At 74.2% G+C, this 16,227-nt stretch carries 11 protein-coding genes and 3 pseudogenes; 9 read left to right on the top strand and 5 right to left on the bottom strand.

All coding sequences use genetic code 11. The features are described 5' to 3' along the window. Nucleotides 1-14: 14 nt before the first annotated feature. The 3 genes and pseudogenes from C8046_RS17080 to C8046_RS20265 all read right to left on the bottom strand — a co-directional run. A pseudogene (locus C8046_RS17080) lies at nt 15-697 on the bottom strand (response regulator transcription factor). Nucleotides 698-1,905: 1,208 nt separating this feature from the next. Then, nucleotides 1,906-1,977: a hypothetical protein gene (locus tag C8046_RS20270; protein ID WP_419183580.1), complete on the bottom strand. Its 72-nt coding sequence runs from the start codon at nt 1,975-1,977 to the stop codon at nt 1,906-1,908. 278 nt (nt 1,978-2,255) lie between these two features. Next, nucleotides 2,256-2,720: pseudogene (locus C8046_RS20265) on the bottom strand (biotin--[acetyl-CoA-carboxylase] ligase); the annotation flags it as partial. Nucleotides 2,721-2,809: 89 nt separating this feature from the next. On the opposite strand from C8046_RS20265, the pseudogene C8046_RS17065 reads away from it, so the two are divergent. From C8046_RS17065 to C8046_RS17025, 9 genes and pseudogenes are all read left to right on the top strand, one after another. Next, a pseudogene (locus C8046_RS17065) lies at nt 2,810-4,422 on the top strand (acyl-CoA carboxylase subunit beta). Then, nucleotides 4,419-4,808 carry an acyl-CoA carboxylase epsilon subunit gene (locus tag C8046_RS19610; RefSeq protein WP_109230479.1) on the top strand — a complete coding sequence of 130 codons (390 nt, stop codon included), beginning with the start codon at nt 4,419-4,421 and terminating at the stop codon, nt 4,806-4,808. The pseudogene C8046_RS17065 and the gene C8046_RS19610 overlap by 4 nt, the downstream one beginning before the upstream one ends. Nucleotides 4,809-4,947: 139 nt before the next feature. After that, nucleotides 4,948-5,853 (top strand): endonuclease domain-containing protein, encoded by a 906-nt coding sequence (locus C8046_RS17055; protein ID WP_109230478.1) that lies wholly within the window; start codon nt 4,948-4,950, stop codon nt 5,851-5,853. 117 nt (nt 5,854-5,970) lie between these two features. Next, nucleotides 5,971-7,632: a DUF885 domain-containing protein gene (locus tag C8046_RS17050; RefSeq protein WP_109230477.1), complete on the top strand. Its 1,662-nt coding sequence runs from the start codon at nt 5,971-5,973 to the stop codon at nt 7,630-7,632. 91 nt (nt 7,633-7,723) lie between these two features. After that, nucleotides 7,724-8,443 (top strand): Maf family protein, encoded by a 720-nt coding sequence (locus tag C8046_RS17045; protein ID WP_235866380.1) that lies wholly within the window; start codon nt 7,724-7,726, stop codon nt 8,441-8,443. Between the two features lie 255 nt (nt 8,444-8,698). Then, nucleotides 8,699-10,561, top strand: a complete 1,863-nt coding sequence (locus C8046_RS17040) for an acetyl/propionyl/methylcrotonyl-CoA carboxylase subunit alpha (RefSeq protein WP_109230476.1) — start codon at nt 8,699-8,701, stop codon at nt 10,559-10,561. Nucleotides 10,562-10,660: 99 nt separating this feature from the next. Further along, nucleotides 10,661-11,563 (top strand): NUDIX hydrolase, encoded by a 903-nt coding sequence (locus C8046_RS17035; protein WP_235866379.1) that lies wholly within the window; start codon nt 10,661-10,663, stop codon nt 11,561-11,563. A 73-nt stretch (nt 11,564-11,636) separates the two neighbouring features. Continuing rightward, nucleotides 11,637-12,626 carry a 2,3,4,5-tetrahydropyridine-2,6-dicarboxylate N-succinyltransferase gene (gene dapD, locus C8046_RS17030; RefSeq protein WP_109230474.1) on the top strand — a complete coding sequence of 330 codons (990 nt, stop codon included), beginning with the start codon at nt 11,637-11,639 and terminating at the stop codon, nt 12,624-12,626. A 2-nt stretch (nt 12,627-12,628) separates the two neighbouring features. Continuing rightward, nucleotides 12,629-13,510 (top strand): hypothetical protein, encoded by an 882-nt coding sequence (locus C8046_RS17025; RefSeq protein ID WP_109230473.1) that lies wholly within the window; start codon nt 12,629-12,631, stop codon nt 13,508-13,510. A gap of 102 nt (nt 13,511-13,612) precedes the next feature. On the opposite strand, the gene C8046_RS17020 is transcribed toward C8046_RS17025, so the two are convergent. Then, nucleotides 13,613-14,905, bottom strand: coding sequence for a citrate synthase (locus C8046_RS17020; protein ID WP_109230472.1), 1,293 nt, complete (start codon nt 14,903-14,905; stop codon nt 13,613-13,615). A 103-nt stretch (nt 14,906-15,008) separates the two neighbouring features. Beyond that, nucleotides 15,009-16,223 (bottom strand): succinyldiaminopimelate transaminase, encoded by a 1,215-nt coding sequence (gene dapC / locus C8046_RS17015; RefSeq protein ID WP_109230471.1) that lies wholly within the window; start codon nt 16,221-16,223, stop codon nt 15,009-15,011. Nucleotides 16,224-16,227: the final 4 nt, after the last annotated feature.

Here is a 16,227-nt window from a genome sequence, read left to right as displayed (position 1 = left end):
ACACGGGAGGTGCCCTACGCCGTCGTCGCCTCGAACCGGAAGCCCATGCCACGGACCGTGGAGATGTAGCGGGGGCTCCGGCGTCGTCGCCGAGCTTCCGGCGCAACCACGAGACGTGCATGTCGAGCGTCTTGGTGGAGCCCGAGGGGTCGGAGGCCCAGACCTCGCGCATGAGGGACTCGCGGGAGACGACGGTGCCGGCCTCGCGCACGAGCACGCGCAGCAGGTCGAACTCCTTGGCCGTGAGCTGGAGCTCGCGGTCGCCCTGGAAGGCGCGGTGGGCGGAGACGTCCACGCGCACGTTCTGGGCCACGAGCTCGTCGGAGTCCTCGCCCTCGACGCCCGCGCGGCGCAGCAGCGCCCGGACGCGGGCCAGGAGCTCGGCCAGCCGGAACGGCTTGGTCACGTAGTCGTCGGCGCCGGCGTCGAGGCCGACGACGAGGTCGACCTCGTCGGCCCGGGCCGTGAGCACCAGGATCGGCGTCGTCATGCCCTGGCTGCGGATCCAGCGGGCGACGTCGAGGCCGTCCATGTCCGGCAGCCCGAGATCGAGCACGAACAGGTCGGCCGTCGGCGCACCGTCGATGGCACCGCGGCCCGTTCCGTGGACCGAGACCTCGTACCCCTCCCGGGTCAGGGCGCGGGCCAGGGGCTCGGCGATGGCCGGGTCGTCTTCAGCAAGCAGCACCTTCGTCACACGTGCATGCTAATGCCATCGGCTCCCCAAGCCCGCATATCGGGCTGCTATCGGCCTGGCATCGGCCCTCCCTGGTGCCAGGACGCGGGAATCAGTGCTCGACACGCCCCAGCAGGACCGGCTCGACCGGCCCGATCCCCGGGACCTGCGCCGTCGGGAGCGAGAGCGCCGCCACGCCGGCCCGGATGCCCGAGTCGGCCTCGGCGAGCGCCCAGGTGATCTCGTCGGTGAGGATCTGCCCCGCCTGCGCGATGTCGGACAGGCGCGCGGCGAGGTTGACCGTCGGTCCGAAGACGTCTCCGGAGCGCGAGAGGACGCGGCCCCACGTGACGGCGCCGTGCACCTCGAGCGGGACCGGGGCGTCGGCGTAGGAGTCCACGAGGTCGAGGGCGACCTCGATGCCGGTGGGGAGGTCGTCGGCGACGAACAGCACGCCGTCGCCCATCGTCTTCACGACCCGGGCGCCGGAGGCGGTGACGACGTCGCGCGCCCGCTCCTCGAACGAGGCGACGAGCTCCGCGAGCCCGACGGCTCCCAGCTGGGCCGAGCGCTCCGTGTAGGCGACGACGTCGACGAACCCGGTCGCGCGCTCGAGCGGCAGCGCGTCGGCGTCGTCCGCGGTGCCCGCCTGGCCCACGGACTGCTCGGTGCGGGTGAGCAGCGCGAGCAGGTGCCGGCGCCACGCGTGGGAGGTGAGCGCCTCGAGGGCCGCGACCGACTCCCCCACCGTGTCGAGCACGACGAGTCGCGCGGAGGTGTCGTCCAGGACCCAGCGCCGCTCGGCGTCCTCGACCAGGGTCTCCAGCTGCCACAGCGCGAGCCGGTCGGCCGAGTGGGCAGCGGCGCGGACGACGGCCCGCCAGGCCGTCTCCGTCAGGCCGGAGTCCTCGATGAGGCTGAGCGCGGCGCGCAGCGCGTCGGCGTCCGAACGGGTGAAGGCCTTCTCGTTGGCGGCGATGCCGGCGAAGCCCAGGGACCGCCAGAACTGCAGGACACGCGCGGCGCTGGTGCCGACGAGCCGGGCGACGTCGTAGGCGTCCATGTCGGGCAGGTCGCCCAGGAGGAGGCGGGTCTGCCGCTCGAGGGTGAGGTCCTGCTCCCGCTCGTTCCCCCGCCCGTCGCTGTGGTCCACGTCACGAGACCCTACGCGCCCGGGCCCGGTCTCCGCACGGGGCCGAGGGGGTCGGCACGGGCTCCCGGGGAGGCGCTCACCGGCTCCGCGCGTGCACGACGTCGCCGGCCGCGACGGCGTGGTCCTCGCCGTCGGGCGTGGTGAGCACGAGGCGACCTGCGCCGTCGAGCGCCGTGGCCCGGCCCACGAGCGGGGACGGCCCCCGAGGTCCGCCTCCACGTCCCGGCCGAGCGTGTCGGTGACCTCTGCGACGTCCGCGCGCACGCCGTCGAACCCGGTCGTCTCCCACCGGTCCAGCAGCGGCGCGAGCGCGGCGCCGATGCGGTCCAGGAGCTCGGCGGAGGTGGTCCGCAGGCCCGCGAGCGCCAGCGACGTGGCCCACGGGACGGGCAGGTGCTCGGGGGTCTGGGCGACGTTGACGCCGATCCCCAGGACGAGGGCGTCCCGCCCGGGGACGATCTCGGCCAGGAGGCCGGCGACCTTGCGGGTCGTGCCCCAGCCGGCGACGGCGGGGGTGTCTGTGTCGGTGTCGGTGGTGTCTCTGTCGGTGGTGGCACCGGGCGGCCGGAGCAGGACGTCGTTCGGCCACTTCAGCGCGGGGGCGAGGGCGACGGCGCGCTCCGCGGCGAGCTCGCGCAGCGCCGTCACGACGGCGAGCCCCGCCACGAGAGACAGCGTTGCCCACTCCTGCGGCGACCGCCCGGGGCGCAGCACGATCGACGCCGTGAGCGCGGATCCGGGCGGGGTGTGCCAGGCCCGCCCGGCGCGGCCGCGGCCCGCGACCTGGTGGTCGGCGCGCAGCACGGACAGGTGGGGCCAGGCGTCGTCGTCGGCGAGGACGGCGGCGACGAGGTCGGAGCTGGTCGAACCGGCGGAGGCGACCTCGACCACCCGCGAGAACGGGGCGGGGTCGGGCGGGAGGGACGCGTTGCTGGGCTCTCGGCTCACGGCTCCAGCCTGCCACCGGTAGCCTCGCCTGCGTGAGTGACACCAGCGCAACCACCGACCCCGCCGTCCCCGACCTCACCACCACGGCCGGCAAGCTCGCCGATCTCCACCGGCGCACCGCGGAGGGCATCGACGCCCCCGCGGAGGCCGCGGCGGCGAAGCAGGGCGCTCGCGGCAAGGGGTCGGCCCGCTCCCGCATCGACGCGCTGCTCGATGAGGACAGCTTCACCGAGATCGACGCGTTCACCCGTCACCGCGCCACCGCGTTCGGGCTGGCCTCGCGCCGGCCGTACGGCGACGGCGTCGTCATCGGGCACGGCACGATCGACGGCCGCCGGGTCTGCGTCTACAGCCAGGACTTCTCCGTGTTCGGCGGGTCGCTCGGCGAGGTGCACGGTGCCAAGATCGCCAAGATCCAGGACTTCGCGCTGCGGACCGGCGTACCGCTGGTCGGGATCAGCGACGGCGGCGGCGCCCGCATCCAGGAGGGCGTCGCGGCGCTGACGCAGTTCGCCGAGATCTTCCGCCGCAACGTCGCGGCCTCCGGCGTCATCCCCCAGATCTCCCTCATCCTCGGCCCGTCGGCCGGCGGCGCGGTCTACTCCCCGCGCTGACCGACTTCATCGTGATGGCCGACAAGACGTCCAACATGTTCATCACCGGACCCGACGTCATCCGCGCCGTCACCGGCGAGGACGTCGGCTTCGAGGAGCTCGGCGGCGGCCTCACGCACAACGAGCGCTCCGGCGTCGCGCACTACCTCGCGGCCGACGAGGAGGAGGCGTTCGACTACGTGCGCGCGCTGCTGTCCTACCTCCCCTCCAACAACCTGGCCGACCCGCCCAGCTACGAGGAGGACCTCCCGCTCGAGGTGAGCGACGGCGACCTCGCCCTGGACACCCTCGTCCCCGACTCCGACAACCAGCCGTACGACATGCGCGTCGTGGTGGAGTCGGTGCTGGACGAGGGCGTCCTGCTGGAGGTCCAGCCGCTGTTCGCGAAGAACGTGCTGGTGGGCTTCGGGCACGTCGAGGGCCACGCCGTCGGGATCGTGGCGAACCAGCCGCAGGTGATGGCCGGAACGCTGGACATCAACGCGGCCGAGAAGGCCGCCCGGTTCGTGCGCACGTGCGACGCGTTCAACATCCCCGTCCTGACGTTCGTGGACGTGCCCGGCTTCCTGCCAGGCACCGACCAGGAGTGGAACGGCATCATCCGTCGCGGCGCCAAGCTCATCTACGCCTACGCGGAGGCGACGGTCCCGCTCGTCACCGTCATCACGCGCAAGGCCTACGGCGGCGCGTACATCGTCATGGGCTCCAAGCAGCTCGGCGCCGACGTCAACCTCGCGTGGCCGACGGCGCAGATCGCCGTCATGGGCGCCTCCGGTGCCGTCAACATCCTGCAGCGCGGCGCGCTGAAGACCGTGGCGGACGCCGGCGGCGACGTCGAGGCGGAGCGCACGAGGCTCGTGGACGAGTACAACGACGCGATCGTGAACCCGTGGGAGGCCGCGGACCGCGGCTACGTCGACGCGGTCATCGCGCCGTCGGACACGCGGGTCCAGATCACGAAGGCCCTCCGCGCCCTGCGCACCAAGCGCGCGGCGCTGCCGGCGAAGAAGCACGGGAACATCCCGCTGTGACCGGCGACGGCGGCGTGGACCTCGGGGGCGCGACGGGGGCGGACGCGCCCGACGCCTCCGAGCGCACGCGCATCGGCGAGCTGTACGGCGAGGTCCCGGAGGCGCCCGCCGCGCAGGTGGCGGGCCCGGCCGGTGGCGCGAGCGGTGCGGACGACCGCGTCGTGCTGGCCCCGGCGACGGTCCGGGTGGTGCGGGGCGAGCCCGACGCCGACGAGCTCGCCGCCCTCATCGCGGGGCTGACGGCGGCGGCCGCCGCCTCGCACGGCGAGGAGCCCGCCGAGGTGGTGCGCCACCGCTGGATGGACCGCTCGCACGCGCTGCGCGGCGGCGAGCGCGGCCTGCCGTCGCGCGGCGACGCCGCCTGGCGCTGGTCGCTCCACCCCTAGCCCTCCCCCCACTCGCTGAGTGCTGAGTTTCTGCCGCCGACACGCCGTCGCGACCGTCAAGAACTCCGCACTCACGGGGGTGGGTCCACCCACCTGTGGATAGCCAGCGCGTGAGTGGCTCGCTCTGTGACGGTGGGGCATGGCCGACCAGCTACCCGCTCCGTTCACCACGACGGCGGCCCTCGCCGCCGGGCTGACCCACCGTCAGATCTACGCCTCCGAGCTGACGACCCTCACCCGGGGCGTCCGAACGGTGGCCGGATCGTCGCGGATCACCGACGAGTGCCGCGCCGTCGCCCAGATCCTTCCTCCCGCGTGCGTCTTCACCGGTGTGACGGCGCTGCGCCTGCTCGGCACGGAGGTTCCGTGGCAGCTCGAGAAGGACGATCGGATCCACGTCGTCGCCCCGCGCCGGGGCTGGCGTCCGCAACGCCTCGGGGTCGTCGCCCACTTCTGCGCCCAGCGCTCGCTGACGACGACCGAGGTCGACGGCGTGCGCCTCACCTCCGCGGCGTGGACGTGGCTGCTGCTCGCGTCCGCGCTCGACGTCGACGTCGACGCCATGGTCGTCCTGGGTGACTCGATGATGCGGCGCGGTAGCGCGGTCGAGACCCCGGCCGAGCTCGAGGAAGCCGCGCGGAGCACCTGGAAGATGAAGGGGATCGCCACGTGCCGCGAGGCGCTCCCGCTGGTTCGGCCCCGCACGGACTCGAGCATGGAAACCAGACTTCGGCTGCTCCTCGTGCACGCCGGTCTGCCCTGCCCCGACGTGAACGTCGAGGTTCTGGGGTCGGACGGAGCGTTCCTCGCCCTGCTGGACCTCGCGTTCGCCCGGCTGAAGCTCGCGCTCGAGTACGACGGCGACCTCCACCGGACGGATCAGGGCACGTGGCGCAGCGACGTCCGCCGTCGCGAGGTCCTCCGCGACCAGGGGTGGGAGGTGCTCGTGTTCACCGCTGACGACGTGCTCCGCCGGCCAGACGAGGTGGTCCGGCGGGTCCGTCGGGCCTACGACCGGGCCTGCCGCCGCACCGGCCTCCGCTGAGCTGCCTGAGTGCTGAACTGTTGCCGGGGCGGTCGGCGTGTCGTCGTCAACAGCTCAGCACTCGGCGGGGTGGGGGGGAGCCCGGGCCTGTGGGGGGTGGGTCGTAGGGTTGGGGGCGTGACCGAATCCCCCCGCACCCCCACCGAGATCGACGCCGTCGCCGACGACTACGTCGCCACCCTCGCCCGCCTCTCCCCCGGCCTGCGCACCCACCTGGGCCTCCCCGGCGACCAGAGCGAGCTCGACGACGTCTCGCCCGCCGGCCTGGCGACGCTCGACGCCGAGCGCACCGCCGTCATGGGCAAGCTCTCGAGGCTGACCCCCGCCGACGACGTCGACGCCGTCACGAAGGCCGCGATGCTCGAGCGCCTGGGCCTCGAGGGCGAGCTGTACGACGCGGGCGAGCAGTTCGCCACGCTGAACGTGATCGCCTCGCCGCTCCAGGACACGCGCGACGTGTTCGACCTCATGGCGACCGGGACGGCGCAGGACTGGGACGTCGTCGCGGCCCGGATGGGCAACGTCCCCGGGGCGCTCGCCGGCTACGTCGAGTCGCTGCGCGAGGGGGCCGCCACCGGGATCGTGGCCGCCCGCCGTCAGGTCGAGGCCGGCATCGGCCAGGCCGAGGAGCTCGCCGGCGCCGAGTCCTTCTGGACCTCGCTCGCCGAGCGCGGCGCCGCCACCGGTGACGCCGCGGCGCTGGCCGCCGGCGCCGAGAAGGCCCGCGCCGCCTACGCCGACCTGGCGGAGTTCCTGCGCTCCGAGCTGATCCACCGCGCCCCCGAGGGCGACGGCGTGGGTCGGGAGCGCTACTCGCTGTTCTCCCGCCAGTTCCTCGGCGCCACGATCGACCTCGACGAGACGTACGAGTGGGGCCGCGAGGAGCTGGCCCGCATCGTCGCCGAGCAGGAGGCGACCGCGGCCGAGCTCTACGGCGCGGGCACCTCGCCGGAGGAGGCCATGGACCGGCTCGACGCCGACCCGGCCCGCCAGCTGCACGGCACCGCCGCGCTGCAGGAGTGGATGCAGCGCACCTCCGACGAGGCCGTCGCTGCGCTCGCCGACACCCAGTTCGACATCCCGGGCCCGGTCCGCACGCTCGAGTGCATGATCGCCCCGACGACGTCGGGTGGCATCTACTACACCGGTCCGACCGACGACTTCTCCCGGCCCGGCCGCATGTGGTGGTCCGTTCCCGCCGGCGTGACCGAGTTCGGCACCTGGCGCGAGAAGACGACCGTCTACCACGAGGGCGTCCCGGGCCACCACCTCCAGGTCGGCCAGACGACCTACCGCCGCGAGCTGCTCAACTCCTGGCGCCGGCTGGCCTCCTGGGTCAGCGGTCACGGCGAGGGCTGGGCGCTCTACTCCGAGCGCCTGATGGCCGACCTCGGCTTCCTCGACGACCCGGCCGACCGCCTGGGCATGCTCGACGGCCAGCGCCTGCGCGCCGCGCGCGTCGTGCTCGACATCGGCGTCCACCTCCACAAGGACGCGCCGTCCGAGCTCGGCGGCGGCACCTGGGACGCCGCCAAGGCGCGGACGTTCCTGTTCGCCAACGCCAACATGGCCGACGGGTTCCTGGAGTTCGAGCTCGACCGCTATCTCGGCTGGCCGGGCCAGGCCCCGTCCTACAAGGTCGGCCAGCGCCTGTGGGAGAAGATCCGCGACGAGACCGCCGCCCGCGAGGGTGCCGCCTTCGACCTCAAGGCGTTCCACCGCCGGGCGCTCGACGTCGGCTCCGTCGGACTCGACGTGCTCGCCGACGCCCTGCGCTGACGGCCCGACGATCGGGTGACGGCGTCCTCGCCGCCACCCGATCGCTCCGGCCGGACACACCCGCCCGCCCCCACCACCGCGAGGAGACACCGTGACCGACAGCCGACGGCGCCGCGCCCGGCCGCGCACGCACGTGCGCCTCGTCCTCGCCTCCGCCTCCCCCGCACGCCTGCAGCTCCTGCAGGCGGCGGGCGTGACCCCGCAGGTGGTCGTGTCCGACGTCGACGAGGACGCGGCCCTCGTCGCCGCCTCGATCGCGGCCACCCGCGAGCTCACCGTCCCCGAGCAGGTGACTGTCCTCGCCCAGGCCAAGGCCGAGGCGGTCCTGGCGACCCTCCCGGCCGACGACGGCCCGCGTCTCGTGCTGGGCTGCGACTCCCTGCTGGAGATCGACGGCGTCGCGCACGGCAAGCCCGGCACCCCGGAGCGGGCGACGCAGGCGTGGACCGAGATGCGGGGACGGTCCGGGGTGCTGCACACGGGCCACCACCTGATCGCGACGGGACGGTTCGACGACGTCGAGGGCGCGCGCGCCGTCGCCCCGTCGGGCGGCCGCCCGCGTCGCCGGACCCGGACGGGCGTCAGCTCGACCACCGTGCACTTCGGCGCCGTCAGCGACGCCGAGATCGCGGTGTACGTCGCGACCGGCGAGCCGCTCCAGGTCGCCGGAGCCTTCACGATCGACGGTCTCGGGGGCGCGTTCGTCGAGGGTGTCGAGGGCGACCACCACGGCGTGCTCGGCCTCAGCCTGCCCCTGCTGCGGCGTCTCCTGGGCGGGCTCGGCATCCCCTACCCGGCGCTCTGGACCTGACCCGTCGCCCGGCGGGCGCCAGTCCTTCCGCCAGCCGTCACACCCCGCGACGCTGGAGAATCCCCACGACCGACGCGCCGCTACACCCCCTGACGTCGCCCCGGTGTTGTCGGGAACCTACAATCGATGACCGGCGCGCCTTGCCGCCCCTGACAGACTTCCCGACGGGCCGAGCCGGTCCTTGGGTCGCCGTCGCCACCGGCGCTACCGTGGCCCGAACCGCGAGCACCCCACGCGAGCAACACAGGAGAGTGGATGACGTCTGACGCCAGCGCGCCCGGATCGCAGGAGATCCTCGACGGCGCACACCAGCCCGAGCGTCTGCGTCGACCCGTGTCGCGGGTCCTCGTCGCCAACCGGGGCGAGATCGCCGTCCGGGTGGTCCGCGCCGTCCGCGACGCCGGGCTCGTCTCCGTCGCCGTCTACTCCGACACCGACCGGGACGCCCCGTTCGTCCGGTTCGCCGACGAGGCGTACGCCCTCGGCGGCGTCCGCGCCGCCGAGACCTACCTCGACCCGGCCAAGATCCTCGACGTCGCCCGCCGCTCCGGCGCCGACGCCATCCACCCCGGCTACGGCTTCCTGTCGGAGAACGCCTCGTTCGCCCAGGCGGTGATCGACGCCGGGATCACCTGGATCGGTCCGAGCCCGGCCGCGATCGACGCCCTCGGCGACAAGGTGTCCGCGCGTCACATCGCCCAGGCCGCCGGAGCCCCCCTCGTCGCGGGGACGCCCGACCCCGTCCGGGGCGCCGACGAGGTCGTCGCGTTCGCCCGCGAGAACGGGCTGCCCGTCGCGATCAAGGCCGCGTTCGGCGGCGGCGGCCGCGGCCTGAAGGTCGCCACCACGCTCGAGGAGATCCCCGAGCTGTTCGAGTCCGCCACCCGCGAGGCCGTGGCCGCCTTCGGCCGGGGCGAGTGCTTCGTCGAGCGGTTCCTCGACCGCCCGCGCCACGTCGAGACCCAGTGCCTCGCGGACGCGTACGGCGGCGTCGTCGTCGTCTCCACCCGCGACTGCTCGCTGCAGCGCCGCCACCAGAAGCTCGTCGAGGAGGCGCCCGCGCCGTTCCTCACGGACGAGCAGAACGCCGAGCTCGTGCGCGCCTCGAAGGCGATCCTGCGCGAGGCGCGGTACGAGGGTGCCGGCACGTGCGAGTTCCTCATCGGCTCCGACGGCACCCTGTCCTTCCTCGAGGTCAACACGCGCCTGCAGGTCGAGCACTGCGTGACCGAGGAGGTCTCCGGGATCGACCTGGTGCGCGAGCAGCTGCGCCTGGCCGCCGGCGAGCCGCTCGGCTACGACCACGTCACCACGCGCGGCCACAGCATCGAGTTCCGCATAAACGGCGAGGATCCCGCCGCGGGGTTCCTCCCCTCGCCCGGCACGCCGTCGAGCATCACGTGGCCCGGCGGTCCCGGCGTCCGCATCGACGCCGGCATCGCGCCCGGCGAGAGCGTCACGGGCAACTTCGACTCCATGCTCGCCAAGATCATCGTCACGGGTGCCACGCGCACCCAGGCGATCGAGCGGGCCCGCCGCGCGCTCGCGGAGGCCGAGATCGTCGGCCTGCCGACCGTGCTGCCCTTCCACCGCGCCGTCCTGACCGAGCCCGCCTTCGCCGGCGAGCCCGGGCGGACGCAGGAGGACCTCGGCATCTGGACGACGTGGATCGAGTCCGAGATGGCCCCCCGCCTCTCGGCCCTCGCCCCGTCGCCGACGTCGGCCCCCGCGGAGCCGACGCCCGACGTCGAGATCGAGCGGGTCGTCGTCGAGGTCGGGGGCAAGCGCCTCGAGGTCGTGCTCCCGGCCAGCCTCGGCGGCTTCGGCGGCCTGCGCGGCCGCTCGCGCCCGACCCGCCCCCGCGCGGTCGCCCGCTCCGGTGCGTCGGCGGCGGGCAACGGCGCGGCGCTCACCTCCCCGATGCAGGGCACCATCGTCAAGGTGGCCGTCGCGGAGGGCGACACCGTCGCGGCGGGCGACCTCGTCGTCGTCCTCGAGGCCATGAAGATGGAGCAGCCGCTCCTCGCGCACCGCGCCGGCGTCGTCACCGGCCTCAAGGCGGCCGGCACCGGCGTGACGGCCGGCGAGGCGCTCTGCCAGATCACCGCCGCGGAGTAGACCGGGTCGCGGACTGGACCGAGCCGCGGACGAGTCCGCCCCGCGGACCGGTCCGACCCGCTCACGATCGGCGAGCCGGAACTGCGGCAGACTGACCGGGTGACCCGACGCGACCCGAACGACGCCTGGGTCGAGTGCACCTGCGGATCCCGTCACTGGGGTCTCGGCGGCGCCGCCGGCCTCGCGCTCGTCGACCGTGCCACGGGCACCGTCGCGCTGCAGCTGCGGTCCGCGGCCAGCCACCAGGGCGGGTCGTGGGCGCTCCCTGGCGGCGCGATCGGCACCGGGGAGTCCCCGCTCGCCGGCGCGCTCCGCGAGGCCCAGGAGGAGGCGGCGATCGCGAGCGACGCCGTCCGACCGCGGTTCGCGCGCGTGCTCGACCACGAGGTCTGGCGCTACACCACGGTCGTCGCCGACGTCGTCGGCGAGCGGCCGGTTCTGCTCCCGCTGGACGGCGAGTCCGCGGATCTCGCGTGGGTCGAGCTCGACGCCGTGGACCGGCTCCCGCTCCATCCGGCCTTCGCGCAGGCCTGGCCCGCCCTCCGGACGCTCGCCACGACGCGCGCCGAGCTGCTCGTGGACGTCGCCAACGTCCTCGGGTCGCGCCCCGACGGCTGGTGGCGCGACCGCCCCGGCGCCACGACGCACCTGCTCGCCACCCTGGCGGACGCCGGCCCGCTCCCCGCCGACTGGTTCGGCCTGGACGCAGGCGAGGCCTGGCCGGACGTCGTCGCCGTCCTCGAGGGGGCCGCCCGCGCCGCCACCCCTCCCCCGCCCCCACCCGCCCCGGGCACCCTGGGCGTCTCCGTCGTGCCCGCCTCGGGGAGCGGCGACGACGAGATCGTCCGACTCGCCGCGGCGTCCCCGAGCGAGGCGCTCGCCGTGGCGACGGCGGACCGCGAGCTGCGGAGTCGGCTCCCGGAGCGTGCGCGCGTCGTCGGCCCGGAGACGCTGCGGCGCCACCTGGACCAGGCACCTCGTCCCCGCCACCTCCCCGCCTGACCCCCGCCCGATCCTCACGTTCACCCCTCGGCGTCGCCCGACGCGGTCGCGCCCCGCTGCGTACCCTGGAGGCATGACACGCGCAGCCTGGGGAATCGGACTGGCCACCATCTCGGACATCGACGGGACGGTCCTGGACACCTGGTACCCGGCCCCGAAGCTCGGTGAGCCCGGGACCACGAGCCCGTGGGACGTGCCCGCCGAGATGGGGGCCCTCGAGGTGACCGACCCGGTCCGCCGCGTCCGCCGGTCGGTCGTGCGGACCGAGATCGACCTCGATGCAGCGCCCACCGACGCCGCCGACGCCTACCTGCGCCTGCACCTGCTCTCCCACCGACTCGTCGTGCCCAACTCGATCAACCTCGACGGCGTGTTCGGCGTGCTCGCCAACGTCGTGTGGACCTCGGCCGGCCCGTGCTCCCCCGTCGACTTCGAGACCACGCGGATGCACTTGCAGGCCAAGCACCCGGGCGTCACGGTGCACGGCGTCGACAAGTTCCCCCGGCTGACGGACTACGTGCTGCCCGAGGGCGTGCGCATCGCCGACGCCTCGCGCGTCCGGCTCGGCGCCCACCTGGGTGCCGGGACGACCGTCATGCACGAGGGCTTCGTCAACTTCAACGCCGGTTCACTCGGCGTCGCGATGATCGAGGGCCGCGTCTCGCAGGGCGTCGTCATCGGCGACGGCACCGACATCGGCGGCGGTGCCTCGATCATGGGCACGCTGTCGGGCGGCGGCAAGGAGCGCGTGACGATCGGCGAGCGCACGCTCCTCGGAGCCAACGCGGGCATCGGGATCAGCCTCGGGGACGACTGCGTCGTCGAGGCCGGCCTCTACGTGACGGCCGGCACGAAGGTGCGCCTCCTCGGCGACGCGACGAGCTGGGGCGTCGACCTCACGGGCGCGGCCACCGACACCGACGGTCGCCCGGTCGTCTCCGCCAAGGTCCTCTCCGGCCTCGGCGGCGTCCTGCTGCGTCGCCACTCCCTCACGGGCGGGGTCGAGGCCCTGCCGCGCGCCACCCGGACCGTGGAGCTCAACTCCGCGCTCCACGCCCAGTAGCCGTGGTCCGCCGTCGCGCCACCCGGGTCCTGGCCTGGTTCCTCGCGCTCGGGGTCCTCGCGGTCGTCGGAACCGGCGGGCTCGTGCTGCTGCTCCGATCGCTGGAGTCCACGCGTCCGCTCGCCGAGACCTGCACCGCGGGCGACCACCGCCTCGAACCCGACCAGACCGCGAACGCCGCCCTCGTCGTCGGCATGACCGTCCAGCGGGGCCTCCCCGCGCGGGCCGGCACCATCGGCATCGCCACGGCCATGCAGGAGTCCCGCATGCGCCCCATCGACTACGGCGACCGCGACTCGCTGGGGATGTTCCAGCAGCGCCCGTCGCAGGGCTGGGGCACGCCCGAGCAGGTGCAGGACCTGGTCTACTCGACGTCGATCTTCTACGACCACCTCGTGGAGGTCCCCGGCTACACCGAGATGGCCGTCACCGAGGCCGCCCAGGCCGTCCAGCGCAGCGCGTTCCCCGACGCCTACGCGCAGCACGAGGAGCTGGCGCGCGCGTTCGCGTCGTCGCTGAGCGGGTGGAGCCGGGCCGATCTCAGCTGCACGCTGCACGACGTCGAGGACACCGCCGGCGTCCCCGAGGCGGTCGTCACGCGCCTCGCCCGCGACCTCGCGGTCACCGGCACGCTGCGCGAGGGGCCCGACGGCGAGCGCGAGGTCGTCGTCGACGTCCCCGTCGAGGACCCGTCCTCGAGCGACGTCGACCGGCTGGCCTGGGCGGTGGCGCACGCCGCCGTCGCCGGCGCGAGCGAGACGGGCGCCGGCCGCGTGAGCATCGCCGACAAGGTCTGGGTGCGCGACGGCATCGACTCGGGCTGGCGCGACCGCACCGCCGCCGACCCGATGCCGGCCCGGGGCCAGGTCGTCGTCGGCTCCTGACGTCCGGACCCACGCGCACGGACGGGAACGACGACGGCGGGCCGCCCCTGGGGGCGACCCGCCGTCGGCGGCCGCGCTCAGCAGCGCAGCCGAGTCACGAGCTCAGCGAGCGTCGAGGCTCACGAAGTCGCGCTCGCCCGGACCCGTGTAGACCTGGCGCGGACGCGCGATCTTGGTGGTCGGGTCGTGCATCATCTCGCGCCACTGCGCGATCCAGCCCGGCATCCGCCCGACGGCGAAGAGCGGCGTGAACATCGACGTCGGGAAGCCCATCGCGCGGTAGATGAGGCCGGTGTAGAAGTCGACGTTGGGGTAGAGCTTCCGCGAGACGAAGTAGTCGTCCGAGAGCGCGATCTCCTCGAGCCCCATGGCGATGTCGAGCAGCTCGTCGCGGGCGCCGAGCGCCTCGAGGGCCGAGTCGGCGGCCTCCTTGACGATCGCGGCGCGCGGGTCGTAGTTCTTGTAGACGCGGTGGCCGAAGCCCATCAGGCGCGCCCCGCTGGACTTGTCCTTGACCTTGGCCACGAACGACTTCGCGTCGCCGTGGTCGTCCCGGATCTCCTCGAGCATCGTGAGCACGGCCTCGTTGGCGCCGCCGTGCAGCGGACCCGACAGCGCGTTGATGCCGGCCGAGACCGACAGGAACAGGTTGGTGTGGGCGGACCCGACCGAGCGCACCGTGGCCGTGGAGCAGTTCTGCTCGTGGTCGGCGTGCAGCACGAGGAGCTTGTCCATCGCGGCCACGACCTCGGGACCGAACTGCTCGCCGCGCACCTGGTGCAGGGCGAGGCGCAGGAAGTCGTCGACGAAGCCGTTCTCGGGGTCGACGTCGAGCATCCGCTGGCCCTGCGTGTGACGCAGGACGTAGGCGACGATCGTCGGCATCTTGGCCAGCAGGAGGACGGTCGCGAGCTCCTCCTCGTCCTCACCGGCCACCGCGAAGACCTCGGGGTAGAACCCGGGCAGGGCCGAGACGGCGCTGGAGATGATCGCCATCGGGTGGGCCGTGCGGGGGAAGGAGGAGATGAGGCGGCGGAAGTCCTCGTGCACGTGCGTGTGACGCAGCACGCGGGTCTCGAAGGCCTCGAACTCGGCCTTGCTCGGCAGCTCGCCCTTGGCGAGGAGGTAGGAGACCTCGAGGTAGTTCGAGCTGGCGGCGAGCTGCTCGATCGGGTACCCGCGGTAGCGCAGGATGCCCGCGTCGCCGTCGATGTAGGTGATCTCCGAGCGGCAGTTGGCCGTGTTCATGAAGCCGGGGTCGTACGTCACCAGGCCGGTGTCGGCCAGCAGCGACGAGATCGCCACGCCGTCGTTGCCGACGACCGCGGGCACGCGCTCGAACTCGACGCTCGTACCGTCCACCGCGAGGGTCGCTGTCGGGGTGCTCGCCGTCATCGGGTCTCCGTCTCTGCCGTCGCGCGGGTCGATCCCGGACCGCGCTGTTCATGGGAATCGCCGCGTTCCTTCAGGAACGGGCAAAGAAGCTGGTGCGATCCTCTCACGACCACGCCGCCAGTCGCGAAGCGGCCGCGGCCACCCGCTCGTCGGTCGCGGTGAGGGAGATCCGCACGTGTCCGGCCGCCGCCGGACCGTAGAAGACCCCCGGCCCGGCGAGGATGCCGTGCTCCGCGAGGAGGCGCATCACCGGCCAGCACGGCGCCTCGGGCGCGTCGTCGGTCTCGGGCGCGTCGACGACCTCGCCGTCACCGCCGTCGACCGCGAGCCGCGCGCGGAGCGCGTCGCCGGGGCGGACCCACAGGTACAGCCCGGCCTCGGAGTGGTCCACCTCGAAGCCCGCGGCGACCAGGGCCGGCAGCAGCGTCTCGCGGCGCGCGCGGTAGCGCTCCACCTGCTCCGTCACGTGCGCGTCGTCGGCCAGCGCCGCGGCCATCGCCTGCTGCACCGGCCACGGCAGCATCATGCCGAGGTGGCGGCGCTGCTGGAGCAGCTGGTCCACGAGCGCGGCGTCCCCCGCGGCGAACGCGGCGCGGTAGCCGGCGAGGTTGGACTGCTTGGACAGCGAGTAGACCGCGAGCAGGCCGGTGTGGTCACCGCCGCTGACGCGCTCGTCGAGGATGCAGGGCACTCCCCCGCCGTCCGCCACCGCATCCGTCCACGGGGCGGTCCAGGGCAGCTGGGCGTAGCACTCGTCGCTGGCCACCACCGCGTCGACCTCGCGGGCCGCGGCGACGACGGCGGCCAGCGCGTCCACGCCGAGCACCTCACCGGTGGGGTTGGCCGGGGAGTTCACCCAGACGAGGGCGACCTCCTCGCGTCCGGCCCACTCGGCCGGGTCGTCGCTCGCGAGGACCTCGGCCCCCGCCAGCCGCGCGCCGACCTCGTAGGTGGGGTACGCCGCCGTCGGGACGACGACGACGTCGCCGGGGCCCAGCCCCAGCTGGCTCGGCAGCAGCGCCACCAGCTCCTTGGAGCCGATCGTCGGCAGCACCGCCTCGGGCGAGAGCCCGGGCACACCGCGCCGTCGGGCGAAGAAGTCCGCGACGGCGGTGCGCAGCTGCGTCGTGCCGGCGACCATCGGGTAGCCGTGCGCGTCCGACGCGTCGGCGAGCGCGCGGCGGACGACGTCGGGCGTCGGGTCGACGGGCGTGCCGATCGACAGGTCGACCAGGCCGTCGGGGTGGAGCAGGGCGCGGCCGCGCAGCGGCGCCACGGCGTCCCACGGGTAGGCGACGCCGAGCGGGTGGAAGCCCATCGAC

Origin of the sequence: Serinibacter arcticus (assembly GCF_003121705.1) — a bacterium.
GTDB lineage: Bacteria > Actinomycetota > Actinomycetes > Actinomycetales > Beutenbergiaceae > Litorihabitans.
This window is presented reverse-complemented; position numbering and strand designations above follow the sequence as displayed.